Source organism: Flavobacterium sp. (genome assembly GCF_046073885.1).
In the GTDB taxonomy this organism is placed as follows: Bacteria; Bacteroidota; Bacteroidia; order Flavobacteriales; family Flavobacteriaceae; genus Flavobacterium.
The window spans coordinates 1-26,972 of the sequence record NZ_JBJTND010000010.1; the positions used below are offsets into that span (position 1 = coordinate 1).

Consider the following 26,972-nt stretch of genomic DNA (forward strand, 5'->3'; position numbering starts at 1 on the left):
CTTTCAAAATAAATTGAATTCCCGCCAATCCATCCATGACCAACCGAATAAAAATAATTGGAAATAATTGGTGTTTTGGTAAATTTTTCAAGAGCATCAACAAGGAATTTCTAAAATTCAAAAAGGTTTTTTTAGGATTCCCCTGATTTAAAGTTGCCCCTCCTACATGATAAACGACCGATTTGCTCGTGTATTTTGCAGTAAAACCCAAATTATTAGCACGCCAACACAAATCGATTTCTTCTTGGTGTGCAAAGAAATCGGGATCAAAGCCATTTAGTGTTCTGTAAATTTCTTTTCGGATGAAAAAACACGCGCCACTTGCCCAGAAAATTTCGGTTTCATCGTCGTATTGGTGGTGGTCTTTTTCAATCGACTCAAAGATTCTTCCGCGGCAATACGGATAGCCAAAACTATCAATATAACCTCCGGCAGCACCGGCGTATTCAAAGTATTCCTTGTTTTTAAAATCTAAAATTTTGGGTTGGATGATACCAGTAGTTGGTTCGTTTTCAAAAATAGAAAGAATCGGGCTCAGCCAATTTTCGGTAACTTCAATATCCGAATTTACAAGAGCGTAATACGGTTCTTCTACATTTTGTAAAGCCACATTATATCCCATTGCAAACCCAAAATTCCCTTCGTTTTGAATGATTTGAACCGATGGAAATTGTTCTTTAATCACTGCAATCGAATTGTCGGTGGAAGCATTGTCGGCAACATAAATGTTTGCTTCACCTGAATAAGCAACCACCGAAGGCAAAAATTGCTCCAGCAATTTAGCTCCGTTCCAATTTAAAATAACAACTGCAATTTTTTTATCCATTGAATCTATTCTCCAAAATTTGGTAATTCTTCGAGAAAAACATATTTCTCGTTTTCAAAATCTATTTTGCAAAAGTAATGATTTAGTCCGTTGCTTACCATTAAGTATTTGGCATTTAAAACTAAATTATAACGGGCAATCTGATCAAATGTTTGCTGCGATATTTTTACTTCGGGTGCTTTGCACTCAATCAGCAAAAACAATTCACCGTTGGGTTGGTATACCACAATATCGTAGCGTTTATTTAATTCGTTGACTTTAATTAATTTCTCAACATTAATATATGATTTTGGGTAGTTTTTATCTTGAAGCAAATACTGAACTACATGTTGACGCACCCACTCTTCGGGTGTGAGTAGAATAAATTTTTTACGAATTTCATCGAAGATGGCAATTTTATTTTCACTATTTTTGAAGCGAAACGAATACGATGGAAATTGTAGTTTTTGCATAAAGCAAAAGTAAGAATTTTAGAGAACAGATAAAAATGGATGAAGTTTTAAAAATTATTAACGACCTAAAAGCTGGAACTATCAAGCCCATATATTTTTTAATGGGTGAAGAGCCGTATTACATTGATAAATTAACCGAATATATTGAAAATAACATTTTAAGTGAAGACGAAAAAGGGTTTAATCAAACGGTAATTTACGGTCGGGATGCTACAATTGAAGATATCGTTTCCAATGCAAAGCGCTATCCCATGATGGCCGAGCGCCAGGTGGTGGTGGTTCGTGAAGCCCAAGAGTTGTCTCGAACGATTGATAAATTGGAAAGCTATGCCGAAAACCCACAGCCAACCACCGTTTTAGTCGTGGCTTACAAATACAAAACCCTCGATAAAAGAAAGAAATTAGTCAAGCTAATTGCTAAAAACGGCGTTTTGTTTGAAAGTAAAAAATTATATGAAAATCAGGTGGGTACCTGGATTCAAAGGTTATTGCAAGGCAGAGGGTATTCAATAGAACCCAAAGCCAATGCCATGCTGGTGGAGTTTCTAGGAAATGATTTGAGTCGAATTAGCAATGAATTGGATAAACTTCAAATTATTTTACCGAAAGGCCATACCATCACACCCAAAGACATCGAATACAACATTGGCTTTAGTAAGGATTTTAATGTATTTGAATTGCAAAATGCGATTGGTTCGAAAGACCAATTGAAAGCGTATAAGATTGCGCAGTATTTTGCCGATAATCCCAAAGACAATCCTTTGGTGGTGACGGTTAGTTTGGTATTTGGTTTTTTTGTAAAATTATTAAAATACCACGGATTGAAAGATAAAGATCCCAGAGCGGCTGCTCCTGTGCTTGGAGTCAATCCGTTTTTTATGAAAGATTACGAAGTGGCAATAAAAAATTATCCCATGAAAAAAGTGAGTAGTATTGTGGCTTCGCTTCGTGAGATTGATGTGAAAAGCAAAGGTGTTGGCGCTAATTCTTTATCCAATCATGACTTACTAAAAGAAATGCTGGTTAAAATTTTTAATTAATAGTTGACAGCAAAATTTTAAATTAACGATATTTGTGCACCTTAAATTTATCTTAAACTATGGGAATGAATAAAAACACCGTATTGGGTTGGGCAACTTTCATTATGATTATAATGGGCTTAATTTTAATCGGACTTGGAGTAAATAAATATGCCGATGTGGCAGGATGGGGCTTTGGTGCCGTTGGTGTTGGTTTTTTAGCCAATGCATGGGTATTTAACGCGCTTAAAGGAAGAGTATAATAATAAAAAATCTATAAAATGTCAGATGATAAAAAGGTGATTTTCTCAATGCAAAAATTGAGCAAATCGTACCAAGGAAGTGATAAGCAAGTATTAAAAAACATCTATTTGAGTTTCTTTTATGGAGCCAAAATAGGTATCTTGGGATTGAATGGTTCTGGAAAGTCTTCGTTGTTAAAGATTATTGCAGGAGTGGATAAAAATTACCAAGGTGATGTGGTTTTTCAACCTGGCTATTCGGTTGGGTATTTGGAACAAGAACCGCAATTGGACGAGACCAAAACCGTAATTGAAGTTGTTCGTGAAGGAGTTGCAGAAACGGTTGCAATCTTAGACGAATTCAATAAAATCAACGACATGTTTGGCTTGCCAGAAGTGTATGAAGATGCAGATAAAATGCAAAAACTGATGGACCGTCAAGCGGATTTGCAAGATAAGATTGATGCAACGGGCGCATGGGAATTAGATACCAAACTAGAAATTGCCATGGATGCGCTACGAACTCCAGATGGAGATATGCCAATTAATGTATTGTCTGGTGGGGAGAAGCGAAGAGTAGCCTTATGTAGATTGTTGTTGCAACAACCGGATGTATTGTTACTTGATGAGCCTACCAACCACTTGGATGCGGAAAGCGTACTTTGGTTAGAGCAACATTTATCGCAATATGCAGGAACTGTAATTGCAGTAACCCACGATAGGTATTTCTTGGATAATGTAGCGGGTTGGATTTTAGAATTGGATCGAGGGGAAGGTATTCCTTGGAAAGGAAATTATTCGTCTTGGTTGGATCAAAAATCAAAACGAATGGAGCAGGAAGAAAAAGTTGCTTCCAAAAGAAGAAAAACATTAGAACGCGAGTTGGATTGGGTGCGTCAAGGAGCGAAAGGAAGACAAACCAAACAAAAAGCGCGTTTACAGAATTACGATAAACTTTTAAATGAAGACCAAAAAGAATTAGACGAAAAATTAGAAATCTACATTCCGAATGGACCTCGATTGGGAACCAATGTAATTGAAGCTAAAGGTGTTGCTAAAGCATTTGGCGATAAATTACTGTATGATGATTTGAATTTCACGCTTCCGCAAGCGGGAATCGTTGGAATTATCGGTCCGAATGGTGCCGGAAAATCAACAATCTTCCGAATGATTATGAAAGAGCAGGAGCCAGACGGCGGGGAGTTCAGCATTGGAGAAACGGTGAAAATAGCCTATGTAGATCAATCGCATTCAAACATCGATCCGAATAAATCAATTTGGGAGAACTTTTGCGATGGTCAAGAATTAATCATGATGGGTGGCCGTCAGGTGAATTCGAGAGCGTATTTATCTCGTTTTAATTTTGGCGGAAGCGAACAAAACAAAAAAGTAGCCGCTTTATCGGGTGGGGAACGAAACCGACTTCATTTGGCCATGACCTTAAAAGAAGAAGGAAATGTTCTTTTACTGGATGAGCCTACCAACGATTTAGATATCAATACCCTTAGAGCTTTAGAGGAAGGTTTAGAAAATTTTGCGGGTTGTGCCGTTGTGATTTCGCACGACAGATGGTTCTTGGACCGAATTTGTACGCACATTCTTGCTTTTGAAGGCGATTCTCAAGTGTATTATTTTGAGGGTGGTTTTTCTGAATACGAAGAAAATAAACGCAAGCGTCTTGGGGATGTTAACCCAACGCGTATTAAGTACAAGAAACTTATTCGATAAGTATATAAATAAAAAACGCTGGTTAATACCAGCGTTTTTTATTCTTCTTAGATCCTTCCGATTTTCTCGAATTGGATGCTGCTTTATTCTTGTTTCTTAAATCGGGTTTGGCATCTGGGTTTGGAGGAACATCGGTGAAAGGATACGGATGATCTTTAACCTCTTTCACATTTATTTTGATTAATTTTTCGATGTCTTTCCAGTAGGTTAATTCGTCTTTTCCGCAGAAAGAAATCGCCAATCCGCTGTTTCCTGCTCTACCGGTTCTTCCAATTCGGTGTACATAGGTTTCAGAAATATTCGGAATATCAAAATTAATTACAAAAGGCAAACTCTCAATATCAATACCACGCGCTGCAATATCGGTGGCAACCAAAACTGAAATCTCTTTATTTTTAAACGCATCCAAAACGCGTTGTCTTGCATTTTGCGACTTGTCTCCGTGAATTGCTTCGGCGGTTACATTGTTCTTTTTAAGGGCTTTTACCACATTATCTGCACCGTGTTTCGTTCTGGTAAAAACCAACACATTATCAATTTTATCATTACGAATGATGTGGTACAAAAGTTTGCGTTTGTCTTCTTTTCCTACAAAATACACTTTTTGATTCACCGTTTCGGCTGTGGAAGAAACCGGAGTCACCGAAACATATTTGGGTTTAGTCAAAAAGGAATCGGCCAATTCTCGAATCGCCATGGGCATGGTTGCCGAAAACAATAGCGTTTGACGGTTATCTGGGGTAAGTTTTACAATTTTTTTGACATCGTTAATGAAACCCATGTCCAGCATTTGATCGGCTTCGTCTAAAACCAAGAAATGCAAATGATCCAAATCAATAAAGCCTTGTTTATGAAGGTCTAGTAACCTGCCGGGAGTGGCAATTAAAATGTCTATTCCTTTTTTTAATTGGTCTACTTGCGGCACCTGACTCACCCCGCCAAAAATTACCATCGAACGGATGTTGGTGTATTTCCCGTAGGTGTTGAAACTCTCGTCTATTTGAATGGCAAGTTCGCGAGTGGGTGTAACCACGAGCGTGCGTATGTTTTTTTTCTTAGCGGAAGAACCTACTAAGCGGTGTAAATAGTTGATAATTGGGATTGCAAAAGCGGCTGTTTTACCGGTACCGGTTTGTGCACAGCCCACTAAATCGGTTCCTTCTAAAATAATTGGAATGGCTTGTTGCTGAATGGGAGTGGGGTTGGTGTACCCTTCTTCCGTTAAGGCCTGCTGTATGTTTTTTAATAAATTTAAATCGCTAAATGTCATAATTGGTTCCTTGAACTGTTTCAAGAGACTGCAAAGATAGGTTATATTTTTTAAGCACAAACCAAGCCTTGTAATTGCGAGGAATGGGTGTTAGAGGCTGCTTTTGACTTTCAGCATTGTGATTTTAGTTACTTCTTTGTCTTCGTGCGTTTTTAGGGTTACATAATACCATTTGTTTTCTGGTACGTCAACAGTAAAGATTTCTCCTTTTTTATGAATTTTTATTGCGTTTACAAATTCTGGAACCATTATGTCTTCTGTAAACCAATTCAAATCTGCTTTTACATTCCCATCCATTGTGTATTTTTTCGCCAAATCCGGAAATTTAGTTCCTTTTTTATATTGACTTATTATTTGTGGGCGAAGTTTGTTTATTTCATTCAAGGTAAGTTTGCTACCATCTAAGTATATATTACTAACACGAAGTGCTTTCCCTTTACTAACAGAGATAACTTTAAAAGTATTTCCATTTTCGCTGATAACATTTCCTGCTTTGAGTGTTATAAAATAGGCAGGCACCAAAGTGTCAACTTCTGGTGAAATAGTGAAGACTTCTGGAATTAATTCAGGATTGTCTTCAACAAACTTTTCGGCTTCCTCAATTGTTGTTATTTTGTCAAGTTTATCTTTGATGTTTTGAGAATAAAAGTTTTGAAAAAATAAAATCAAAAAAAGGAGGGTGATTTTTCTCATAAATGTATTTTAAAGTTGCTCATAACGTCCCGCCGCTTCACGCAGTTGCGAACTTCGGAACTTTTTTTGTTATAGATAAAAATTCTTGCGAAGCGAGAATGAGATTTCACTAAAAAATTTGCAATCTAGCAAAACCACGATTAGCGATAGTACTTTATTAATCAACAAATGTTTCTTTAATTACATCTTTAGTCAATTTAATTTCTGTTTTATTTAGTTTACCCAAAACTTTTAAAATTCTATTTTTATCAAAAGTTCTAATTTGATCAATCGCAATCATTCCTTTTTTACTGCTATGATTTACAGGAATTCTTGTCGGATATGCTTTTAAATTTGATGTCATTGGAGCAATAACTATTGTATTTAAGTATTTATTCATCTCATTTGGTGAAACGATTATGCATGGTCTAGTTTTTTTAATTTCACTTCCTAATGTTGGATCAAGATTTACTAAAATTATCGAATATTGTATTAATTCCATTCTTCAAAATTTTCATCATTAAATACGTCATTCATAAGCATTTTATCATCACCTTCTTTATTCATTTTTTCAAATGAAGATTCCCAATTTTTTCTTGGAGATTCAATAGGTTTAAGAATAATTTGTCCCATTTCAAGTATAATTTCTACTTTGTCTTTAATGTTATATTTTTCCAGGATTGTTTTGCTTAAACGCAAACCTTTTGAGTTTCCAATTTTGATTATTGCAGTTTCCATAATTCTATAAATTTGAATGTTATTACAAAGTAAATACAATAATAATTAATATAAAAGTCTTTTAATCGTTTTTTTTTGTAGTAACGCTAACTTTCTGGCGCTTTTCGAGGTTACGAGCTTTCTATATTAGATATAATAAATATATCAGTTTATATATTTGTTTCAAAAAGGTTTTATAGGTTTTGTATATAATTTTTCCACATATCTAATAATTCAGATTCACTTATTTTTAATGCTAAAAGTATTTCTGATTTTTTATTAAATAGTAAAAGTTCTTTTAGTTTTTTTCTACCGTATTTGTAATCAATATACATTACAACAGAACCAGAAAGGCCATATCTTAATTTACCAGTCCAAAAGTTGTCTAAATTTTCTGGAATTTTGTTTTCGGAAATCGCTTTTTTAATTCTTGAAATTTCAGATGAATCACATTGACCTGAAGCATAAGTAGCTAAACCCTCGACAAACCAATCTATGCCTTCAACATTACTAAAGTCAGGACTAATATTTAGCTGGCCATGATATACATGAATTAATTCGTGGGTAATCAGGTTTTGCGTTTTTTGTGATTCCGAATAAATATGTTCACATGACTCTTTATCCCAAAGTATTGGAGAAATCATATCTAATTTTGTAGCAACTCCACTTGCTACCATCCAACATTCAGATTTATAATCTGGCATTTTCCAATCTTTTTGCCATGTACTATCTAAAGAATGACGATTTGGATGGATAACAATATCAAATTTATTTTTATATGATGAAGTAAAAAACAAATTTGTTGATTTTACTCCATTCTTAATTAATTTTTCATATTCCTTTATATTCTTTTTATCTGTATTCTTGTATAAAATATTAAATCCTTGATGTTTTTCAACAATCCAATTATTATCAATCGTTTTCCAACTAATAATAATTAGAAATAAGAAAAGAAATATGAGAAGTATTTTTTTTGATTTCATAATGTAATTTATTTTTGCATTGAAATGTACAGAACATTTTCATGTCTATAAGAATAAATATGTGTGCTGTTAATTTAACTAGATTAGATGAAGCCTAATTATTTTGCTGTTATATTTAGTATTATTTTGTCTAATTCTCAATTTGATGTTTGTTGTTTAACGAGATGTTTTCAATGGTCCATTCAATGGTGTTCACCAACTCGTGTTTGCGCATGGGGCATTCTTTTTTGCTACAAATTTTACAAGAAAAGTCCAAACAACCATCGGTATGAACCATCAGCTCCACGCTATCGCCAAAGTTGTTTTTTACAATTTTTTCCAATTCGTCTACTTCTTTATGTCCTTCGTGAATATTAAAATACCAAGGAATGGTTAGGTGGCAGTCCAGGTGTAAGGTGCCGCCGTATTTTATAAAACGCAAATTGTGCAGGTCAATCCAATTTTCACGTCGTTTTTCTTGGCAATAGCGCACCATTTTTTCAAGCAGTTCATCATCGGCTTCATCCATAATTCCTGCAATAGAAGAGCGTAAAATTTTGTATCCCGAAACGATAATAATGAGAGCAAAAATAAAAGCTACCGCGCTGTCTATCCATTTTAAATGGGTAAAATAAATAAGTACCAGCCCCACAACAATTCCAACAGTAGCATAGGTATCCGATTGCATGTGTTTTCCGGTTGCCACTAAGGCCAACGAATTGTTTTTCTTTCCGTTTTTAATAGAAAAATAACCCACTACATAATTAAGCACTCCGGTTAAACCCACTAAGTAAATCCCGTAATCAAGTTGTTTTAATTCGTGCGGATGTTTTAAGTTGTTGATTGCTTCATAAATAATTACAAATCCCGAAACGACCATTAAAGTGCCCTCAACGGTAGCCGAAAGAAATTCAACTTTTCCGTGTCCGTAGGGGTGGTTTTTGTCTTTGGGTTTAGCCGAAAGATACAAGCTGTACAATCCAATAAATCCGCTAATGACATTGATGGTATACTCTAAAGTATCCGTAAGGATAGCAACCGAGTTGGTGTAGAACCAAGCGGTTAATTTGATTAAAAATAAAATAACGATGACAAACGTTAGTTTCTTTTGAATTTGAAAGTTCTCTTTAGACTTGTACATTTAAGTAAATATTTACTTCAAAAATAAGAATTTCCAATTGAAAAGGATATAAAAAAAGCCCGAATATTTCGGGCTTTTTTTGAGTTTATTCTTTTGTGAATTTTTTACAGTAATCTTTATTGTTAGTGTCTCGTAATAGAACAATATAAGTGCCTTTACTTAAGGTTTCTGTAGGAATTACGTTGGCAATTAGGTTGCTTTCAAAAATTAGTTTACCATTCAAATCAAATATTTTAGCTAATTTGATGTTGATGGAATCACTCGATTTTATGTTCAATACATCTTTTGCTGGAATCGGGAATAATTTGATTTCAGAAGAACTGAAATCTTCTAGTGCCAAGGTCGAACCTTCTACTACTAAAGTCGCATTGTTTATTGTTGGGTTGTTGATTGTGTCTACAATTCCCGAAGGCCATTTTACAATAATCTGAGTGATTGCAGTTTCTGTGCCAATACCAAAATGCGCATTTAAAGTGCTTTGGTGGCTAAAACCGTTTCCGCTTTTTATTTCTCTAATTTGTTTTCCAAATGCGCCATAAATTTCAATTCGAGCACCAATACCATTTCGGTTACTTTGAATTCCTTGTAAATTAATTTTAATCCAATTGTTGGCATTGGGCACATTGTAATACACTTGATTGTTAAATTGAACATCTAAAAAACCGTCATTATTTAAATCGCCAATACCGCCTTCGCTAAACGATAAATCGTAACCGGTGAAAGTTAAATTTCCATTGTTTATATAAAGTTCTTTGCTGTTTTGCCATAAGAAATCCATCCAGCCATCGTTATTAAAATCGGCTGCTTGAAGTTCCCAAGACCCCACTTGAGGATCAATACCCGAAGCACTATATACATCTGTGAAAGTACCGTCTCCGTTATTTCTATATAATTTATTGGTATCAGATATGTTAGATAATAAAATATCCATATCGCCGTCATTATCATAATCTTCTATAGCAGTTGACCATGATTGTGATCCGTCATTTATTCCTGCAGCCGCTCCTGTTTCGGTGAAAGTACCGTTACCGTTGTTTTTGTAAAATAAATTTATTCGTTGAGGGTCACCAACGGCCGCACCACCTCGGCATTTAGCAAGATACATATCAATATCTCCATCATTATCTAAATCAGACCATTGTGATTGGTAATTTCCACCCACTGCCAAAGTTGGCATTAATGAAATATCAAAGTTAAGGTTTCCAAGTCCATCATTTCTATAAGCATGACTTTGAGCAACATCATGGCACGCCCATAAATCTAGGTGACCATCGTTATTGATGTCTACAAAATTTGTTCTTTGTGTAAAAATATTTTGAGGATAGGCGATTTCAGTATAACCCGATCCTGTAGTATTGGCTTTGATAACGGCAACTCTACTTCCGCTTCCAAAAACCAAATCATTGAATCCGTTTTTATCAAAATCACCTGCAGCAATACTCCAGCTTGGAGTTGCAGTTAAATTAGGCAGCGGATATGTTGTAGATGTAAATCCACCCCCGGTTGTGTTTTGAGTTAATACTGTCATTTGATTCGTTTGAACCGTTGCAATATCATCTAAATAATCTCCGTTTAAATCGGCAACACTACAAATTGAAGCGCTAGAAGAAATTGTATACGGAGTGAAAGAAATTGGAGCAATAGCAACAGGAGCCTCTGTTAATTGGAAATCAAATCCTAAAGGCGTAGTTGTGCTCCATCGATTATCCCAAGCTATGTAATAAGTAGTTCCGGCTATTGCAATAAAAGAAACAACGGATAAATAAGAATTTGTATTGCTACCATTATTGCATACTATAATACCCGAGTCATCATCTGAAGCCAAGCAAGTTAAACCCGTACATGTTCCAGAATAAACATTCACGTAGGTGTCTTTACATATGTTTATTGCAAGATCTGCGCTTATTGTGACGGTGTGATTTTGTGTTGGTGTGTAGGAATACCAATTGGCTGTATTTGCAACTGTTGAAGAACAAGGAGTACTGCTATTTATACCGTTTATTTCTGAAATAGTATGAGTCCCAGCGGTTATTGCTTGCGCAGTTTCACAACTGCCTTGGGCCTTTGTTATTTGAATTCCGATATAGAAAACGAATAATAGAATGATTTTTTTCATCAGGTTTGTTTTTTAATTATTTTTTAGTGACAATTTGCGGGAAGCGAATTAATCCAATCTTTCATCAATTGAACTCCTTCTTGATGCACAAGGGTACGGCCAATTATCGGCATCATTTCTGAAGCTTCAGTTGAACTTATTCTGTAAATTAATTCTGAGTGATTTGCATCTCCACCATTAATTACAAATGGATTATTAGGAACGGTAAATAAAGGAGTAAGGCAAACCCCAAAAGTGCTTAAATTGGTGTTGCTGAAATTAAATCGTTGTGGAGTATAATCACAATGTCCGCCAACTCTATGACAATGAGCACAATTAATATCAATGTAAGAACGGGCTCTTAACTCAAGTGACTTACTGGTATCTTTCCAATCAACAGTAGAGTGAATGGATGCTAATGCAGGCACATCATTGCCTAATATACCTAGATTTTTCCATTTTGTGATTTGGTTTTCAGCTCCAGAGGTATAGTTGAATGTAGTGTTTAAGTTTTGAGGTTTAGGTCCAATTGGAATTGTGATTTCCCCCGTTTGATTTGGATTTATTTTATGACAAGTAACGCATTCCGTTTGGGAGGGTACCGCATAATTTACATTTTTAGTGGTACCATCATCATCGATCCATGTAATCGGAATGTGTAATCCGTTATTTGTTGATTCTAATAACGCGTCAGTTTGGTCTTCTTTCCAAACATAGGTATACGCTTGCCAGCCAGTTGATTTTCTAATTAATAATCTCGTTTCAACTCTTTTAGTTGTGTTACTTGGCTGAACATGATCGTAATAAAATGTTTTTATTATGGCAGTTCCAACAGGAAATTCAAACACATTTTCGTCTCCATTATAAGTGGCATGGGTGTTTGAAGGAAGCCAAATAAATCTTTTTTTATGGGCATAATCAGAAAATAAAGAGCTTGCAGGCTCGTAAGGGATTACTCCAGAAGTAGGGTTTTGCGCTTTTATCTCACCTTCAAAAAAATGATAATCAGATAACTTCGGATAAGGAATTGTCGCTAGGTTAACCGAAACTTGGGGTAAATCTATATATTCTACTTGATCCGATTTTGAACAAGAAATCAAAATGATAACTACTAGAGTCGTTATCAATAAAGCGTATTTTTTCTTCATGTAAATTCATTATATTTAATAAATGTAATAAAAAATAGTTAATCAATTTAAAAAAAAAAGTAAACAAAATGCAACTGCATTTAATTCAGATCGTGATGGAAGTAGATTAGAATGCGAATATTATTCTTCTTTTTCGGCTCTTGAAATTATGTTATCGGGAAGTGATTTTTTGGCTTTAGCCCCCATCTTTTTCAGATTCTCAACGCGCGTTATTAAATTCCCCGATCCGTCAATTAATTTATTCATCGCATCCGAATACCCCGATTTGGCATCGTCTAATTTTTTTCCAACGGTAATTAAATCAGTCCATAAACCATGGAATTTATCATACAAAGCTCCCGCCTGACGCGCAATTTCGAGCGCATTTTCTTGTTGCTTTTGGTTGGTCCACATGCTGTCAATGGTTCGTAAAGTAGCCAAAAGCGTAGACGGAGTTACGATTACGATATTTTTCTCGAAAGCTTTGTTGTATAAATTGGTGTCTTCATTTAAGGCAATGGCAAAAGCCGATTCAATAGGAATGAATAACAAAACAAAATCAGGGCTTTCTATTTCGTATAAATCGTGGTAGTTTTTGTTGCTCAATTGTTCCACATGGCGGTTGATGGAAAGGACATGTTCTTTTAAATGTTGCGCTTTCAAATCGTCGTCTTCTTCATTAATGTAACGCTCGTAGGCCGTTAATGTTACTTTGGAATCGACAATCATTTTTTTACCATCCGGTAAGTTAATTACTACATCGGGAAACACTCGATTGCCTTCTTCATTAACAAAGCTGGCTTGCACAAAATATTCGCGGTCTTTCTCCAACCCCGATTTTTCAAGTACGCGTTCTAAGATGAGTTCGCCCCAATTTCCTTGCATTTTGCTATCGCCTTTTAGGGCTTTGGTTAAATTGAGCGTTTCTTTACTCATTTGTTCGTTCATTGCGGTCAAGCCTACAATCTGTTGGCGTAAAGCGGCATGATAATCGATGCTTTCTTTGTGGGTGTCTTCGACTTTTTTCTCAAAAAGCTGAATTTTTTCTTGCAACGGATTCAATAGATTGACTAAATTCTCTTTATTTTGTTCAGTGAATTTGGAAGTTTTTTCTTCTAAAATTTTATTAGCTAAATTTTCAAATTCTTTGGTGAATTTTTCTTGAAGCTGTTCTACTTCCTGTTTTTGTTCTTTGTTGCGTTCCCAAAGATTTTCAAAATCGGTTTCTTTTTTGGTTAACTGAATCGCCAATGCTTCTTTATCGGCACGAATCTTTTCTTTGTCTTCGTTAGTGATTTCTAATTGTTTTTCAAACTGCGTGCGTTCCAATTGAAATTGTTCTTTCAATTGATTGATTTGAGCCAGCAAACCATTTATTTTTTCTTCTAATGCTGCTTTTTCAGATTTGGTGTTGGTATTAAAAAGGAATTTACCTAAAACCAATCCGAGGGCTAATGAAAAAATAAATACTACTAAAAAAGAAATAATTGGAGTCATTTTTTAAATCATATAAGTAGGTAAATATACTAAAAATAGTACTAATTGATTGCAAGATTAATACTATTTTTGTCAAAATTGTTTTCATGTCAAATCACCAACATTTCTTAATTCATAAACCCTACGGATATCTTTCGCAGTTTATTTATGAGTTAAAACGAAAGAAAAAATTGCTTGGTGAATTGTATGATTTTCCACCTGGGACAATGGCTATTGGTCGTTTGGATGAAGATTCGGAAGGGTTGTTATTGCTTACCACCGATGGTATGATGAGTGAAGTGGTTCGGAGTAAAAAAGTGGAAAAAGAATATTATGTTCAAGTGGATGGCATCATCAATCAAGAAGCAATTGAAGCGCTGAAAGAGGGAGTGTTGATTGGTTTTAATGGTAAAAAATACCAAACCAGAAAATGCCAAGCCGCAATTTTAAATTCGATTCCTGAATTTGGTGAACGCGGAAAAAAAATACGTGACGAACGCCATGGTCCAACTTCGTGGCTGACCATTACGCTCACCGAAGGAAAATTTCGTCAGGTTCGAAAAATGACTTCAGCAGTCGGATTTCCTACGTTGCGGTTGGTTCGTGTTCGGGTTGGAGCTATTCATTTAAATAATTTACAAGCCGGAGAAGTCCTAGAAATAAAAAATCTAACAGTATAAAAATCTAAGTTGTCTAAAAATCTAACATATGTTGAATATTGTTTTAGTGGAACCCGAAATCCCCAATAACACCGGAAATATAGGTCGGTTGTGCGTGGGTACTGAGAGTAGATTGCATTTAATTCATCCTTTTGGGTTTGTTATTAATGACAAGAATTTAAAACGATCGGGTTTGGATTATTGGGTGCATTTGGATGTCACCGAATACCAAAATGTAGCCGAATGGATGCATCAAATAAAAGATAAATCGCGTGTGTTTTTAATGAGTTCGCATGCAGAAAAATCGATTTACGAGGCACAATTTCAAGACGGTGATTGGTTGGTTTTTGGAAAAGAAAGCGTAGGTTTGAGTCAAGAGGTTTTGGCGCTTTTTGAGAACCATTTAACAATACCGATGTCTGGTTTGATTCGGAGTTATAATATTGCCAATTCGGTGGCTTTTGTAGTGGGAGAGGCTAAAAGACAAATTGATTTATAAGATGAAAAAGGTAGTTGTGTTATTCTTGATTTTTTCTGCTGGGTTGCAAGCGCAATGCTTTACTATTGGAGCAGATTTATCCTATACAAATTCGGTACTGTCTAATGGTGGCGTGTACCGAGATTCTAATAATAACATCGTAAATCCGTATGCTTTTTTTGCTCAAAAAGGAGCAAATATGATTCGGATGCGTTTGTTTCATACGCCTCAAAATGTGACTAGTTCTTGTGGGAATGCTATTTCTGCAAATGATATTAATGATGTGATTTCCGGATTTACAAGCGCTAAAGCTAACGGAATGAAATTAAATTTAGCAATTCATTATGGTGATTATTTTAACGATCCCAATACCCAAAAAAGGCCTCAGGCGTGGAATGGGTTGAGTGGTGTTGCTCTTCAAAATGCCATTTATAACTATACTTTTTCGGTGTTGCAAACGTTAAAAAATAATAACGTAACCCCAGATGTTGTTGCAATTGGAAATGAAACTACATGGGGCTTTATAGACGATACCAGTGCTACTAACGGTTGGACTTGGCCCGAAGATGCTAATAAATTTAATAGTGCTCTAACGGCAGTAACCGATTTCAACGCTTCAAATAATACGACAATTAAAAAAGCGCTTCATTTTACAGACAGCACTGCTTCTTGGTTAGCCGGACTTTTTACAAGTCAGGGAATTACAAATTATGATATTATTGGAGTTTCTTTTTATCCGTACTATTCTAATTTTACTACTTTAACGCAATTAGGAAATTTGGTAAGTTCGTTGAGAACTAGCTATAATAAAGACATTATGCTCTTTGAAACGGGCTTGCCTTGGACTACTGGAAATTCAGATAGCTATACTAATTTTATCAATACAAATGGAAATTTTAGTTATCCAATAACTCCAACTGGACAAAAACAGTTTTTTAATGACATCGTGACCACAGTTTACAATGCCGGTGGTAAAGGAGTGCTATATTGGGAGCCTGGATGGATATCTTCTACTTTTTGTGATAAATGGGGGCAGGGTTCTTCTTATGAGAATTTGAGCTTTTTTAATTTTTCAACTGGCAATTCCGCTTTGCCAATATTTGATGTTTTTAATTTTTGCAGCGGACTTTCAATTGATGATCAAAACAAAAATGAGGGCGTAATTTATCCAAATCCAGCGAAAGACATTATTTACTTTAAAAATTTAAATGATAATACACAAGTTATTGTATATGATGTTTTTGAAAGAATTATTTTAAACAAAAAAACAACTGAAAACGCGTTGGATGTATCGGAGTTAAATTCGGGTATTTATTATTTTGAATTTTATGTAAACGAAAGCAAAGTTGTAAAAAAGATAGTTATTAATTAAGCCAACTACCGAATCATAAACCGACCTTTTTCACTGTCAAACTTTATGTTTTCGTCCTTAAATAAGCTATCGAAAATTCCTTTAGAAATTAAATTACATGGTTGGTCTTGAACGACATTTTTAGCTGTCATCACAATCATTTCATCTGATAATTGAATCGCCAAATCAATATCGTGCGTTGAAAATAGGATGCATTTATTCGATTCGGAAGCAAGTTTTTTCAATAATTTAAACAAAGCTACTTTGTGAAATAAGTCCAAATGTGTGGAAGGTTCATCTAAAATGATGATTGAAGTATCTTGCGCTAAAGCTCTGGCTACTAATACATTTTGAAATTGACCATCACTAATTTCGTAATATTTTTTTTGAGCCAAATGCGCTATTTTAGTTAAGGTAATTGCTTGGTTTATTTGCTCCAAATCGGTATCCGTTAATTTACCAATCCAGTTGGTATAAGGCTGTCTTCCAAGTGCAATTAATTCAAAAACAGTTAGATTACTTGGGGGTAGTTTTTCGGTTAACACCAAACTTAAATTCTGCGCTAAATCAATTTGATTGTATTCTTTTAAGTCTTTTGAATTCAATAAAACAGCACCTTCTAATGGTTTTTTAAGCCCTGAAAGCGTTCTTAAAAGAGTGGATTTTCCAATTCCGTTTTCGCCAATTAATGAGATTAATTTTCCTGATTCTAAATTCAAATTGATGTCTGAGGCAATAACATTTACCTTCGTTTTGGATTTGTATCCAATCGAGAGATTGCTAGTGGAGAGTAGGTATTTAGTATCGCTCATAATTTCAATTTTATACCAATCTGTTTTTTCGAACCAGTAACCAAATTACCACGGGAGCACCAACAATAGAGGTGATTGCATTTATTGGAAGGGTAAAATCAAACCCCGGCATTTGAGAAACCAAATCACAAAAAAGCATGATGATGGCACCGATAAATAAAGTGCACCAAAACAAAATACGGTGGTTGCTTGTTTGAAAAAGCAATTTTGATAAATGCGGTACTGCCAATCCTACAAAAGCGATAGGCCCTGCAAATGCAGTAATGCTTCCAGCTAATATGCTAGTTGCTAGTATGATGATGCGTCTTGATTTTTTAAGGTCCAATCCCAAGCTTTTTGCATAATTTTCACCTAAGAGCAATGCGTCTAAAGCCTTTAATGAGAACAAGCTCAATAACAAGCCTAATGCTACTGCAAACCCTAACAAGATGATGTTTTGCCATGATAAATTCCCAATGCTTCCCATGCTCCAAAAAGTGAATTTCTGTAATTTTTCAGCAGAACTAAAATACGACAAAACCGAAACAATGGCTCCTGCAAAACTGCTAAACATCAATCCGGCAATTAAAATGGTCATGGTGTCTCGTAAATATTTGGAAATTAATAAGACTAAAAGTAATACCGAAAAACTTCCTAAACAGGAGGCTAAAATAATTCCGTAAGAAGAAATTAAAAAAGTTGACAACATTCCAGGCAAAATTCCCGCGCCTAAAATCACAAAAGCAACACCCAAACTAGAGCCTGAACTCAAGCCTAGAACATAAGGTCCGGCAAGCGGATTTCTGAATAAAGTTTGCATTAATAAAGCACTGACTGACAATCCGATACCAACAAGTATCGCAGTAATTGCTTTAGGTAATCTAAAATTGATAATGATGTACTCCCAAGTGTCTTTACTGGCAGTGGATCCAAACAAGCTTTTGATCACTTCTTTAAACGGAATAGCTACTTGTCCCAAAGCAATATTCAAGACTAAAGCCAATAGCAATAGCAGCGTTAAAAGTGAGAAAAATAATGTATTTCGGGTAGTAACCATTTTGTACAAATGAAGTACAAAGATTGTGTTTTATTTTAACTTTTCAAAAAAGAAAGGATGGTAGGTTGGTAATAATTCGGGATGTAGAATTTTAACCACGTCTTTCAGCACGATGTCGGGTCTGTTGGGCGCTAATTCATAATACAAAATACCGCCTGTTTTTCCTTTTTTGGCACTAAAAGAAAAAACATTTTTATTTTGAAAAGCTTTAAACTGGGCATAATGCGGATTGGAAGCTAGCATTTCTTTAAGCGAACCAAATTGCCCCGAAGTAATCCATAAATCCGCATTTTTACCTTTTTCCAATACGGTTTCAAATGATAAGGAAAGACTACCAGTACCCGAAGTTTCTGCCCATAGATAGTTGCCTTGAGCTTCTTTTAATAATTGACAACCCCAACTGCTCCCTTGTGGTAAATACCACTTGTCTTCATACATGTCTCCGGCTAAAATAGTAGGGTGGTGACTGGCTTTTTTTGCAATTTCTAAGGTATTTAAATAGTCTTTTTCAATTTTAGAAAATAATTGATTGGCTCTATCTTGTTTACCATATAAAGCGCCAAAGAATTTAATCCATTCGGCCTTTCCAAGGGGTGTTTGCTCGTTCCAGTCGCCATTTAATAAAACTTTTAGGCCATTTTTTTGTAGGTTATCCAAAGTAGGATTGTTGTTGTCTAATCCGTATCCGATGATTACATTAGGTTGAAGATCAATTAAAACTTCGGTATTTAAATCTTGATTGGAACCCAGTTCTTTTACTTTTTTAGCCTCAATTAATGCGCGAACTTTCTCTGAAGAAATGTAGTTCAAATTCGGAAAACCAACCAAAGTTTGTGCTACACCAAGCATTTCAAGTGACGGAATATGTGTGGTGGAAGTTACAACAATACTTTTTATTGGAACAGAAATAGTAGGGTAGTGTTTCAAACTATCCGGAATACTTCCGTATTTTTCTTGTAAAATGTAAGTGTAGGTTTTATCGGCTTTAGGCCAAGGATTGGTAACGGTAATAACCGAATAACCTGGGTGATTGATGAGTGCAAATCCTTTGGCGTAGTGAATTTCGTTTTCCGGAATACTTTTTTGTTGCTCGATCGTTTCCTTTTTGCATTGTGTAAAAGGAAGTAAGAACAGCGCCAATAAAATGGATTTGATAAATCGAGACATGGAATTATTTTTTGCAAAAGTAAAAACAATGTTTCAATTTATTATTCTTTAATTAATTTGAAATTACCTGTTTGCCCATTTTCAAAATTAAGATTGAGAAAGTAAATACCCGAATTCAATTGTGAAGCTAATTTGTCTATTTCATTTTTGGAATTAGTGGCAATTAGTTGTTTGCCAGAAATATCAATTAGGGAGTAGTTAGAAATAATATCCTCAGATTGGATATTAAAATTAGTTAAAAATGGATTTGGATAAATTAATGTTTTTGATTTTTGAAATTGGTTGTTTTTTAACCAATATGAAGCGTAAATAAATTCAGTTAGATTAATGACCGATGAATAACTATCTAAAGCTGATTTTAAAGCTATATTATCACAATTGCAAACAATATAATAGTAGTTGTTTGCGTTAAGTGCGTTGAAATAATTTACATTAAAATTTTGAAATATTTGATTTAGACCACTGTCATTTGTTACTATTACTCCATTGTTAACTCCAATCGGATTTCCAATAATTGCTGATTGTAACTTGGTATATAAAGCATCATTGTATGCGCTTCCATAACTTGTAATTCTTGCTTTTTCTACAACAGAAGAATAATTTAATAAATCAGTGTATAGTTGATTTGTGTTGCAGTTTTGACATTCAGCTTCGTAATATTTATCTATGAATAAGGGATGATTATAACGCTTTTCATATCTTATGACATTATGGGTTTGAAAAATTTGATTTAACCCTTGATCATTAGATTCATTAATAATTTGAAATGCTTCAGTGCCAATATTTGGATTTACTAATTTAATTTCAACCACTTGATTTTGAGAAAAGCAACTGCAGCTGACAAATAAAAAAATCAATAATCTTTTCATAATTAAAAAGTTAAATTCATACAAATATATAATATTTTTTCTGAAATATAAATTTTCTGAATAGTTATTTACACTACATTTGCACTGTATTTCGGTTGTGACTTTGATCTTTTTCAGGGGAGCATTAAAAGGGAAGGAAGTAATTGACGATGGAAGCCTTTTTCAAAAATCAAAAATCTTACGCTGTACCCGCAACTGTATGCTAAAAAGCTTGTTGTTATCTACGATGTCACTTTTCGTCACGGCGAATGGGAAGGCCAACAACAAGACGCGAGCCAGGAGACCTGCCACTTACATTGAGTATCAAACTTTCGGGAAAAAAGGTTTGGGTATGGGTAATTCTGTGCTTTTCTCCCATTATTAGTAAATTAGTACTAACTAAAAAATGAACAAAATTTTCATTCGCATCAGTGCACTATTCGCATTGGCGACCACTTGTGGCTATGCCCAAGTAACCGATTCCGTTAAGGTAAAACAACTGGATGAAGTTGTATTTTCCGACACTAAATTTCCTCTGAGCAAAGAAAAATCAGGAAAGGTAATTGCAAAAATTTCAGCTGCTGAACTCCAAAAAAAATCGGGTGAAACCCTGGCTTCAATTCTGAATTCGGTTACCGGAGTTGAAATAAATGGAGCCCAATCGGCCAACGGAAAGAACCTTGGCTACTACATTCGAGGAGGAAAAAACCAACAAGTTTTAATTGTTATTGATGGCAATCCGGTTACAGATGCCTCCGGTATTAGCTTTGAGTATGATTTACGTTTGCTTCCGGTTGATCAAATTGAAAGCATCGAAATCATGAAAGGCGCTGCAAGTACGCTTTATGGATCAGGTGCGGCTACGGCTGTGATCAATATTACTTTAAAAAAATCGAGCAAGAAAGGTATTGAAGCCAATTATTATTCCAGTATTGGTTCTAATAACACGGCAAGCAATGTTAAATACAACGGACAAGATTTTAACCAAGGTTTTTCGGTAAATGGAACCGTTAAAAAAGTTAGTTATTTTGCTTCTCTGAACAGCACTGAAACCAATGGAATGTCGCAAATTGCTGAACCCAATTCCGATTCAAATTATGATAAAGACCGATTTTCAAGAATCAATTATTTGTCAAAAATTGGAATCAAAGCCTCTGATAAATTGACTTTAAATTTCTTCGGAACGTTTGATAAAGTTTATAATGATTATGATTTTCAGTTTGATAATACCGGTTTGAACGATACCAATTTAAATAAATCCAAAACCGAACAACTTCGGTTTGGGTTTTCACCCAAATTTAATTATGCAAAAGGAGAGTTTAACTTGAATTCTAGTTTTAGCAAAATTCAACGCAATTACCAAGAGTTCAATAGCTGGACCAACGACATGGATTTTTCATATTATGATTCGAGAAGCGCTTCGGTAGATGCCTTTAATAGATATAAATTCAGTTCGAAATTGCTTTTGATTACGGGAGTTAGTTATCAGTTTTTCGATATGAACAGCAGCACCCCATATGAATTTGTCGATCGAAAAGCCACCCATTTTACTATTTTGGATGCCTATTTTAGTTCGGTGTTTAATTCAGAAACGGGTTTGAATCTTAATTTGGGCGGTCGCTTTAATCAGCACAGTGAATATGGAAATAATGTAATTTTTAATTTCAATCCGTCTTATAATTTCAAAACCAATTTTCCATTTAAGATATTGTCATCCGTTTCTTCTGCATATGTTACACCCAGTTTGTACCAATTGTACTCACAATATGGGACAAAAACTTTGCGACCAGAAGATAACCTAACACTAGAATCGGGATTGGAGCTATCACTCATACAAAACAAATTAACTTTCAATGCAGTTGGTTTTTATAGAGCGCAAAATAATTCCATTGGTTTTGATGCTACGTATCATTATGCAAATATTGAGGGGTTGTACAAGGCAAAAGGGGTAGAGGCGACTGTGCGTTATGATTTGAATTCTAAAATAAATTGCAATGCCAATTATACGTTCACACAAGTTGATGAAGCTTTAAATCGATTAATCCCGAAACATAAAATAAATGCTTCAGTGGATTTTTCGGCAACCAAAAGATTATTTATTAATGCCAATTATCAATATGTAGCTGCTAGAAACGATGCTTTTTATGACGGAAGTACTTATGAAATTGTAGCGACAAAATTGGCTTCCTACCAATTATTGAACGCTTTAGTAAAATATAAATTGGTTAAAAGTAGATTGATTGTTTTTGGTGCTGTGACCAATATTTTTAATGTTGATTTTGTAGAAAATATCGGTTATGCTACTCGAGGTAGAAATTTCAAATTGGGCTTGAATCTCAAACTTTAACCTTTTTTTATTAAATCCTTTTTTTAGTTTCTGTACTTTTGAATGATTCAAGTAGTTACTTTTTTAATTTAATCAGTAGAAATCATGATGATACATAGAATAATAGTTTTCGTATTAGTATTTTTTTCGAATACTTTTTTTGCGCAATCGGTATTTGATAAATACGAAAATCAAGAAGATGTAAGCACCATTTTGGTGAATAAAAAGATGTTTTCTTTGTTGAGTAATGTCAATACAAATGACAAAGAAACACAGCAATACATCAACCTGATTAAAAAATTAGATGATTTAAAGGTTTTTGTTACTTCAAATAATAAAAAAAGCAGCGACATGAAAGCGGATGCGGATAATTATTCTAAAACTGCCGGTTTGAATGAGTTGATGCGATTAAATGAAGGCGGAAAAATTGTAAAAATATATGTAAAACCAGGCGCATCTGAAAGTGAAGTGAAGGAGTTGCTGCTGTTTATGGACGGCGCGGGAAAAGAAGAAAGTGTGTTGATGTCAATTACCGGTGCAATCGACTTAAATGAAATATCCGTTTTAACAGATAAAATGAAATTACCCGGTGGAGCAGAATTAAAAAAGCTCGGCAAAAAATAAAATAGTATTCTAAAAAAAATCCCGATGTTTTCATCGGGATTTTTTTATTTTTTGAAGTATTTAAAAGGAACAACCAGCATTCCAAAACATTCTCCATCTTCTTTTCCAATGTGTTTGTGGTGCATTTTATGTGCTCTTCGCACCGCACGTGAATACCTATTATCTGCGTTTCTAAAAAGTTTAAAGCGTTGGTGAATGAAAATATCATGTACCATAAAATAAGCCAATCCGTAAGCAAAAATTCCAAGTCCTACGGCAATACCAAGTTCGAAAATTCCTTTTTGCCAAAGTAAAAAACAACCAATACTAACAACCGCATAAAAAATAAAAAACGCATCGTTTCTTTCAAACCAGGAATCGTGGTCTTTCTTGTGGTGATCGGCATGAAGTACCCATAAAAAGCCGTGCATGATATATTTATGGCTAAACCAAGCCATGAATTCCATAATACAAAAGGTTGCGATAAAAACTACTATTTGAAGTGTCATGAGAGGGGTAATTAAATGGCGTTTAATTTATAATTGAAATAACATTTTGCAAATAATTGCATTTTTTGGTAATCAGAAACGCGAATACGCGTGTTTTTAATTTCCGCAGATGGTGTTTTCTTTAATTTAGAAAGCAACTTTTTGTAATAGATGTAAGCAGTGTAAACACCAAACTTCGCTTCTATTGGAAGGTTTATTATTCCTTGGTAACTCGCCTCAAAGTCGGCTTCAATTTCTGCGATGATTTGATTTTTTGACGCTTCGTCTAATTTTCTCAAATCGGTATTTGGAAAATAAGTTCGACTCAAATCTTCATAATCGGCTTTAAGATCGCGTAAAAAATTCACTTTTTGGAATGCAGATCCCAATCGCATTGCCGGTTCTTTTAAATCTTGATATTTTTTGTCGTCACCACCAACAAATACTTTCAAACACATTAATCCCACTACATCTGCAGAGCCATAAATGTATTCTTTATATTCAGCATCGGTATGGTATTTGGTTTTTACCAAATCCATTTTCATGCTTTTCATGAAAGCCGAAATTAAATCTTCCGGAATTTGAAATTTGTGAACGGTATGTTGGAACGAATTCAATATTGGATTCAAACTGATTTTGTTTTCCAATGCGGCAGCCAAATCTTTTTCGAATAAATCAAATAATTCTTCTTTGTTGTAATCGTGGAACGAATCTACAATTTCATCGGCAAATCTCACAAAGCCATAGATGTTATAAATATCTTGCCGTATTGTTGGAGCAAGCATTTTTACTGCAGATGAAAAAGAAGTGCTGTACGCACGAGTTACATTTTTACTGCATTCAAATGATACGGTATCAAATAAAGATTTCATAGTTTTCTATAATTTAGGGCTGTTTTTTAATTAAATCGGCGACCAATTTACCTGAAATTAAGGCCGGAGGAACACCAGGTCCTGGCACGGTTAATTGCCCAGTAAAATAGAGGCTTTCTACCTTTTTACTTTTTAATTTTGGTCTTAAAAATGCTGTTTGCAACAGCGTATTGGCCATTCCGTAGGCATTTCCTTTGTATGAATTATAGTCCTTAATAAAATCGTTTACACAAAAAGATTCTTTAAAGATAATATTTTTTTTGATTTCTTGCTGCGTTAATTTTTCTAATCGTCTGATAATGATGTCGAAATATTTTTCTCTTAGCTCTGGAGTATCATCCAAACCAGGTGCCAACGGAATTAAAAATATCGCAGCTTCTTTTCCGGCTGGAGCCGAATTCGTGTCGGTTTTTGACGGAAAACTGGCATAAAATAACGGCTCGTCTGGCCATCTTGGCGTATCATAAATATCTTTAGCATGCACATCAAAATCTACATCAAAAAACAAAGAATGGTGTTCTACATTGGCAACTTTTTTGTCTAAACCAACATAAAATAGGAGTGAGGACGGTGCAAATGTTTTCTTTTCCCAGTATTTTTCCGAATAAGCGCGGTGTTTTGCATCCAATAAAGTTTCAGAATGGTGGTAATCGGCACCCGAAAGCACGATGTCGGCAGGAATAAATTCGCCATTAACTACAATTCCAACGGCTTTACCATTTTCGACTTCTATTTTTTCAATATTCGAATTGGTTTGAATGCTTACGCCAAGTTCTTTCGCTAAATGTTCCATAGCAAGAATCACCGAGTACATTCCGTTTTTAGGATGAAAAGTTCCCATACCAAAATCGGCGAAGTTCATGAAACTATAAAACGATGGCGTATCGGAAGGTTTAGCTCCTAAAAACAACACCGGAAATTCCAATATTTGAATTAATTTTTTGTTTTTAAAACGTCTGCGAATGTCTTTGGAAATGTTTCCAAAAAACTGGTTCACTTTGAGTGCAGTTTCTACCGTTACCAATTCTAATGGAGAAACCCCAGGACGATAAACCAAATCTTTAATGGCAATATCGTAGTTGCTTTGTGCTTCTTTCATGAAGGCTTGCAACTTGGCTCCGCTTCCTTTTTCAATAGATTCAAAAGTGTCGATTATTTCGGGAAGGTTATCGGCAATGGTCACAAAATCCAATTCGCCAAAATACACTTGGTAAGCTGGTGAAAGCTTAATCAGCTCATAATAATCGGAAGGCTTTTTTCCAAAATCAGCAAAAAAACGTTCAAAAACATCGGGCATCCAGTACCAAGTCGGGCCAATATCAAATGTGAATCCGTCTTTTTTAAGCTGTCTCGCTCTGCCGCCTATGGTGTCGTTTTTCTCATAAATAGTAACCGTATTTCCTTGTTGTGCCAAATAGCAGCATGCTGCCAAAGCAGAAAATCCCGAACCTATTATTTTGATGTCTTTATTCATTTTTTTTTGGATATGGAATTATATTTCCTGTACGAACTCAGTGATATTTTCAAATACGCGTATTTTTTCATCACGTAATTTTTCGTCTATATATTGGGAATTTCTTCCAATAAACCAAACTTTAGAGTCGTCATCTAAAATTTGTTCTTTCAAATCTTTAACGTAAGTGCCTAGAATTTCTTTGTGCGGTTCTACCGTGCTGTAGCATACATAAACAATGTTGTTGAAATACTTTTTAATGTCTTTCAAACTGTCTAGCGGCACACTCTCTCCAAGGTAAATGGTTTTGTATCCACTAAAAATCAATTCATAATTAAGGTACATTAAACCAAGTTCGTGCACTTCATCCGAAGGAAGGTACAGTACAAAAATTTTATCGTTTTTGGTTGGTTCGTTACTCTGAATGTTTTCGGTGTTCACCCACAATTTCAGTTTAATCAAATAACTTATAAAGTGCTCGTGTGCAGGACTAATGGTTTCGGCTTGCCATAAAAACCCGATTTCCTCCATAAGCGGAATAAACACCTCAAAGAATATTTCTCTAAAAGATTTATCGGAAAGTAAATTGTTATAAGTATCTAAAAATAGTTTCTGATCAAAGTTCATCATGGCCATTTTAAACGAACTAATGGCGTGATTTTTGACACTTTTTGTAGAAATTATTTCGTTTACTAATACCGGAATTTTTTCGGGTGGTAATTTAGATATCTTAGAGATTTTATACCCATAATCGTGCAAAAGAGTGATGTTGAGTATTTTTTGTAATCCTTTAAGATCGTAATAGCGTATGTTGGTTTCGGTTCGTAATGGCTCTAAAATATTGTATCTTTTCTCCCAAATACGAATGGTATGGGCTTTTATTCCAGTTAAATTTTCTAGATCTTTAATACTAAAAGTATTTTTTACGTTATTCATGGCTTTTATTTTGTTTAACAAAAGTAATGAAAATAGTAAACAAAATGAAAAAATAATGTATAATTAAATAATAAAAGCCCAAAACAGTGTTTTGGGCTTTTATTTATTTTGATCTCTTTGGGATTGACTTCGTCTTTCTTTACAAAGCTCTGCTCTATTGGTAACTTGTAATAATTTTTATTACATTTGAATAATAATACCTGGTTTATAGCGCCA

General features: G+C 34.7%; 27 protein-coding genes and 1 riboswitch. Of the genes, 8 read left to right on the top strand and 19 right to left on the bottom strand.

Features of this window, described 5'->3' with window-relative positions:
* The coding region (locus tag ACKOWY_RS00995; RefSeq protein WP_408939575.1) for a glycosyltransferase family 2 protein at window positions 1-826 on the bottom strand (826 nt) is incomplete at its 3' end.
* A 5-nt stretch (window positions 827-831) separates the two neighbouring features.
* On the bottom strand, window positions 832-1,278 hold the full coding sequence (locus ACKOWY_RS01000) for a type I restriction enzyme HsdR N-terminal domain-containing protein (protein WP_408939576.1): 447 nt from the start codon (window positions 1,276-1,278) through the stop codon (window positions 832-834).
* Between the two features lie 35 nt (window positions 1,279-1,313).
* On the opposite strand from ACKOWY_RS01000, the gene holA reads away from it, so the two are divergent.
* The 3 genes from holA to ettA are packed head-to-tail and all read left to right on the top strand — an operon-like array spanning window position 1,314 to window position 4,267.
* Window positions 1,314-2,318, top strand: a complete 1,005-nt coding sequence (gene holA / locus ACKOWY_RS01005) for a DNA polymerase III subunit delta (protein ID WP_408939577.1) — start codon at window positions 1,314-1,316, stop codon at window positions 2,316-2,318.
* Window positions 2,319-2,377: 59 nt separating this feature from the next.
* Window positions 2,378-2,560, top strand: coding sequence for a CAL67264 family membrane protein (locus tag ACKOWY_RS01010; RefSeq protein ID WP_408939578.1), 183 nt, complete (start codon window positions 2,378-2,380; stop codon window positions 2,558-2,560).
* Window positions 2,561-2,578: 18 nt separating this feature from the next.
* Window positions 2,579-4,267, top strand: coding sequence for an energy-dependent translational throttle protein EttA (ettA, locus tag ACKOWY_RS01015; protein ID WP_408939579.1), 1,689 nt, complete (start codon window positions 2,579-2,581; stop codon window positions 4,265-4,267).
* Between the two features lie 22 nt (window positions 4,268-4,289).
* On the opposite strand, the gene ACKOWY_RS01020 is transcribed toward ettA, so the two are convergent.
* The 9 genes from ACKOWY_RS01020 to rmuC form a co-directional block, all read right to left on the bottom strand.
* Window positions 4,290-5,537 (bottom strand): DEAD/DEAH box helicase, encoded by a 1,248-nt coding sequence (locus ACKOWY_RS01020; RefSeq protein WP_408939580.1) that lies wholly within the window; start codon window positions 5,535-5,537, stop codon window positions 4,290-4,292.
* A 90-nt stretch (window positions 5,538-5,627) separates the two neighbouring features.
* Window positions 5,628-6,230, bottom strand: coding sequence for a peptidylprolyl isomerase (locus ACKOWY_RS01025; protein ID WP_408939581.1), 603 nt, complete (start codon window positions 6,228-6,230; stop codon window positions 5,628-5,630).
* 157 nt (window positions 6,231-6,387) lie between these two features.
* Window positions 6,388-6,711 (bottom strand): type II toxin-antitoxin system PemK/MazF family toxin, encoded by a 324-nt coding sequence (locus ACKOWY_RS01030; RefSeq protein ID WP_408939582.1) that lies wholly within the window; start codon window positions 6,709-6,711, stop codon window positions 6,388-6,390.
* Complete coding sequence (locus tag ACKOWY_RS01035) at window positions 6,702-6,947, bottom strand: AbrB/MazE/SpoVT family DNA-binding domain-containing protein (RefSeq protein ID WP_408939583.1); 246 nt, start codon at window positions 6,945-6,947, stop codon at window positions 6,702-6,704. The genes ACKOWY_RS01030 and ACKOWY_RS01035 overlap by 10 nt, the downstream gene beginning before the upstream one ends.
* A gap of 173 nt (window positions 6,948-7,120) precedes the next feature.
* Window positions 7,121-7,909: a hypothetical protein gene (locus tag ACKOWY_RS01040; RefSeq protein WP_408939584.1), complete on the bottom strand. Its 789-nt coding sequence runs from the start codon at window positions 7,907-7,909 to the stop codon at window positions 7,121-7,123.
* A gap of 130 nt (window positions 7,910-8,039) precedes the next feature.
* Window positions 8,040-9,029, bottom strand: coding sequence for a cation diffusion facilitator family transporter (locus ACKOWY_RS01045; RefSeq protein WP_408939585.1), 990 nt, complete (start codon window positions 9,027-9,029; stop codon window positions 8,040-8,042).
* Window positions 9,030-9,114: 85 nt separating this feature from the next.
* Window positions 9,115-11,145: an FG-GAP-like repeat-containing protein gene (locus ACKOWY_RS01050; RefSeq protein WP_408939586.1), complete on the bottom strand. Its 2,031-nt coding sequence runs from the start codon at window positions 11,143-11,145 to the stop codon at window positions 9,115-9,117.
* Between the two features lie 23 nt (window positions 11,146-11,168).
* Window positions 11,169-12,272, bottom strand: a complete 1,104-nt coding sequence (locus tag ACKOWY_RS01055; protein ID WP_408939587.1) for a hypothetical protein — start codon at window positions 12,270-12,272, stop codon at window positions 11,169-11,171.
* A 120-nt stretch (window positions 12,273-12,392) separates the two neighbouring features.
* On the bottom strand, window positions 12,393-13,748 hold the full coding sequence (rmuC, locus tag ACKOWY_RS01060; RefSeq protein WP_408939588.1) for a DNA recombination protein RmuC: 1,356 nt from the start codon (window positions 13,746-13,748) through the stop codon (window positions 12,393-12,395).
* Between the two features lie 86 nt (window positions 13,749-13,834).
* On the opposite strand from rmuC, the gene ACKOWY_RS01065 reads away from it, so the two are divergent.
* The 3 genes from ACKOWY_RS01065 to ACKOWY_RS01075 are packed head-to-tail and all read left to right on the top strand — an operon-like array spanning window position 13,835 to window position 16,236.
* A complete protein-coding gene (locus ACKOWY_RS01065) occupies window positions 13,835-14,407 on the top strand; it encodes a pseudouridine synthase (protein ID WP_408939589.1) in 573 nt (190 codons plus the stop codon).
* Between the two features lie 28 nt (window positions 14,408-14,435).
* Window positions 14,436-14,885, top strand: coding sequence for a tRNA (cytidine(34)-2'-O)-methyltransferase (locus tag ACKOWY_RS01070; RefSeq protein WP_408939590.1), 450 nt, complete (start codon window positions 14,436-14,438; stop codon window positions 14,883-14,885).
* 1 nt (window position 14,886) lies between these two features.
* Window positions 14,887-16,236 (top strand): glycosyl hydrolase 53 family protein, encoded by a 1,350-nt coding sequence (locus tag ACKOWY_RS01075; RefSeq protein WP_408939591.1) that lies wholly within the window; start codon window positions 14,887-14,889, stop codon window positions 16,234-16,236.
* A 5-nt stretch (window positions 16,237-16,241) separates the two neighbouring features.
* Here ACKOWY_RS01075 and ACKOWY_RS01080 read toward each other — a convergent pair whose 3' ends face one another.
* From ACKOWY_RS01080 to ACKOWY_RS01095, 4 genes are read right to left on the bottom strand one after another with little or no spacing between them, the layout of a single operon-like run.
* On the bottom strand, window positions 16,242-17,027 hold the full coding sequence (locus ACKOWY_RS01080) for an ABC transporter ATP-binding protein (protein ID WP_408939592.1): 786 nt from the start codon (window positions 17,025-17,027) through the stop codon (window positions 16,242-16,244).
* A 10-nt stretch (window positions 17,028-17,037) separates the two neighbouring features.
* Entirely contained in the window at window positions 17,038-18,063 is a 1,026-nt protein-coding gene (locus ACKOWY_RS01085) for an iron chelate uptake ABC transporter family permease subunit (RefSeq protein WP_408939593.1), read from the bottom strand.
* Window positions 18,064-18,093: 30 nt separating this feature from the next.
* Window positions 18,094-19,230 (bottom strand): ABC transporter substrate-binding protein, encoded by a 1,137-nt coding sequence (locus tag ACKOWY_RS01090; protein ID WP_408939594.1) that lies wholly within the window; start codon window positions 19,228-19,230, stop codon window positions 18,094-18,096.
* Window positions 19,231-19,271: 41 nt separating this feature from the next.
* Window positions 19,272-20,099, bottom strand: a complete 828-nt coding sequence (locus ACKOWY_RS01095) for a T9SS type A sorting domain-containing protein (protein ID WP_408939595.1) — start codon at window positions 20,097-20,099, stop codon at window positions 19,272-19,274.
* A 75-nt stretch (window positions 20,100-20,174) separates the two neighbouring features.
* A riboswitch (cobalamin riboswitch) is annotated at window positions 20,175-20,406 on the top strand.
* Between the two features lie 78 nt (window positions 20,407-20,484).
* Here ACKOWY_RS01095 and ACKOWY_RS01100 point away from each other — a divergent pair.
* A complete protein-coding gene (locus ACKOWY_RS01100) occupies window positions 20,485-22,425 on the top strand; it encodes a TonB-dependent receptor plug domain-containing protein (RefSeq protein ID WP_408939596.1) in 1,941 nt (646 codons plus the stop codon).
* 84 nt (window positions 22,426-22,509) lie between these two features.
* Window positions 22,510-23,028, top strand: a complete 519-nt coding sequence (locus ACKOWY_RS01105; RefSeq protein WP_408939597.1) for a DUF4252 domain-containing protein — start codon at window positions 22,510-22,512, stop codon at window positions 23,026-23,028.
* A 44-nt stretch (window positions 23,029-23,072) separates the two neighbouring features.
* Here the strand turns inward: ACKOWY_RS01105 and ACKOWY_RS01110 are convergent, their stop codons facing one another.
* Genes ACKOWY_RS01110 through ACKOWY_RS01125 form a run of 4 tightly spaced genes read right to left on the bottom strand, consistent with a single transcriptional unit; the run spans window position 23,073 to window position 26,756 of the window.
* Window positions 23,073-23,516, bottom strand: coding sequence for a sterol desaturase family protein (locus ACKOWY_RS01110; RefSeq protein WP_408939598.1), 444 nt, complete (start codon window positions 23,514-23,516; stop codon window positions 23,073-23,075).
* Between the two features lie 11 nt (window positions 23,517-23,527).
* Window positions 23,528-24,367, bottom strand: coding sequence for a phytoene/squalene synthase family protein (locus ACKOWY_RS01115; RefSeq protein WP_408939599.1), 840 nt, complete (start codon window positions 24,365-24,367; stop codon window positions 23,528-23,530).
* Between the two features lie 13 nt (window positions 24,368-24,380).
* Window positions 24,381-25,841: a phytoene desaturase family protein gene (locus ACKOWY_RS01120; protein ID WP_408939600.1), complete on the bottom strand. Its 1,461-nt coding sequence runs from the start codon at window positions 25,839-25,841 to the stop codon at window positions 24,381-24,383.
* An 18-nt stretch (window positions 25,842-25,859) separates the two neighbouring features.
* A complete protein-coding gene (locus ACKOWY_RS01125; protein ID WP_408939601.1) occupies window positions 25,860-26,756 on the bottom strand; it encodes a MerR family transcriptional regulator in 897 nt (298 codons plus the stop codon).
* Between the last annotated feature and the right edge of the window lie 216 nt (window positions 26,757-26,972).

What these genes read in the sequence shown, in the direction of transcription:
- ACKOWY_RS01000 (WP_408939576.1), bottom strand. Translation starts at nt 1,278, where the DNA reads ATGCAAAAACTACAATTTCCATCGTATTCGTTTCGCTTCAAAAATAGT.
- holA (WP_408939577.1), top strand. Translation starts at nt 1,314, where the DNA reads ATGGATGAAGTTTTAAAAATTATTAACGACCTAAAAGCTGGAACTATC.
- ACKOWY_RS01010 (WP_408939578.1), top strand. Translation starts at nt 2,378, where the DNA reads ATGGGAATGAATAAAAACACCGTATTGGGTTGGGCAACTTTCATTATG.
- ettA (WP_408939579.1), top strand. Translation starts at nt 2,579, where the DNA reads ATGTCAGATGATAAAAAGGTGATTTTCTCAATGCAAAAATTGAGCAAA.
- ACKOWY_RS01020 (WP_408939580.1), bottom strand. Translation starts at nt 5,537, where the DNA reads ATGACATTTAGCGATTTAAATTTATTAAAAAACATACAGCAGGCCTTA.
- ACKOWY_RS01025 (WP_408939581.1), bottom strand. Translation starts at nt 6,230, where the DNA reads ATGAGAAAAATCACCCTCCTTTTTTTGATTTTATTTTTTCAAAACTTT.
- ACKOWY_RS01030 (WP_408939582.1), bottom strand. Translation starts at nt 6,711, where the DNA reads ATGGAATTAATACAATATTCGATAATTTTAGTAAATCTTGATCCAACA.
- ACKOWY_RS01035 (WP_408939583.1), bottom strand. Translation starts at nt 6,947, where the DNA reads ATGGAAACTGCAATAATCAAAATTGGAAACTCAAAAGGTTTGCGTTTA.
- ACKOWY_RS01040 (WP_408939584.1), bottom strand. Translation starts at nt 7,909, where the DNA reads ATGAAATCAAAAAAAATACTTCTCATATTTCTTTTCTTATTTCTAATT.
- ACKOWY_RS01045 (WP_408939585.1), bottom strand. Translation starts at nt 9,029, where the DNA reads ATGTACAAGTCTAAAGAGAACTTTCAAATTCAAAAGAAACTAACGTTT.
- ACKOWY_RS01050 (WP_408939586.1), bottom strand. Translation starts at nt 11,145, where the DNA reads ATGAAAAAAATCATTCTATTATTCGTTTTCTATATCGGAATTCAAATA.
- ACKOWY_RS01055 (WP_408939587.1), bottom strand. Translation starts at nt 12,272, where the DNA reads ATGAAGAAAAAATACGCTTTATTGATAACGACTCTAGTAGTTATCATT.
- rmuC (WP_408939588.1), bottom strand. Translation starts at nt 13,748, where the DNA reads ATGACTCCAATTATTTCTTTTTTAGTAGTATTTATTTTTTCATTAGCC.
- ACKOWY_RS01065 (WP_408939589.1), top strand. Translation starts at nt 13,835, where the DNA reads ATGTCAAATCACCAACATTTCTTAATTCATAAACCCTACGGATATCTT.
- ACKOWY_RS01070 (WP_408939590.1), top strand. Translation starts at nt 14,436, where the DNA reads ATGTTGAATATTGTTTTAGTGGAACCCGAAATCCCCAATAACACCGGA.
- ACKOWY_RS01075 (WP_408939591.1), top strand. Translation starts at nt 14,887, where the DNA reads ATGAAAAAGGTAGTTGTGTTATTCTTGATTTTTTCTGCTGGGTTGCAA.
- ACKOWY_RS01080 (WP_408939592.1), bottom strand. Translation starts at nt 17,027, where the DNA reads ATGAGCGATACTAAATACCTACTCTCCACTAGCAATCTCTCGATTGGA.
- ACKOWY_RS01085 (WP_408939593.1), bottom strand. Translation starts at nt 18,063, where the DNA reads ATGGTTACTACCCGAAATACATTATTTTTCTCACTTTTAACGCTGCTA.
- ACKOWY_RS01090 (WP_408939594.1), bottom strand. Translation starts at nt 19,230, where the DNA reads ATGTCTCGATTTATCAAATCCATTTTATTGGCGCTGTTCTTACTTCCT.
- ACKOWY_RS01095 (WP_408939595.1), bottom strand. Translation starts at nt 20,099, where the DNA reads ATGAAAAGATTATTGATTTTTTTATTTGTCAGCTGCAGTTGCTTTTCT.
- ACKOWY_RS01100 (WP_408939596.1), top strand. Translation starts at nt 20,485, where the DNA reads ATGAACAAAATTTTCATTCGCATCAGTGCACTATTCGCATTGGCGACC.
- ACKOWY_RS01105 (WP_408939597.1), top strand. Translation starts at nt 22,510, where the DNA reads ATGATGATACATAGAATAATAGTTTTCGTATTAGTATTTTTTTCGAAT.
- ACKOWY_RS01110 (WP_408939598.1), bottom strand. Translation starts at nt 23,516, where the DNA reads ATGACACTTCAAATAGTAGTTTTTATCGCAACCTTTTGTATTATGGAA.
- ACKOWY_RS01115 (WP_408939599.1), bottom strand. Translation starts at nt 24,367, where the DNA reads ATGAAATCTTTATTTGATACCGTATCATTTGAATGCAGTAAAAATGTA.
- ACKOWY_RS01120 (WP_408939600.1), bottom strand. Translation starts at nt 25,841, where the DNA reads ATGAATAAAGACATCAAAATAATAGGTTCGGGATTTTCTGCTTTGGCA.
- ACKOWY_RS01125 (WP_408939601.1), bottom strand. Translation starts at nt 26,756, where the DNA reads ATGAATAACGTAAAAAATACTTTTAGTATTAAAGATCTAGAAAATTTA.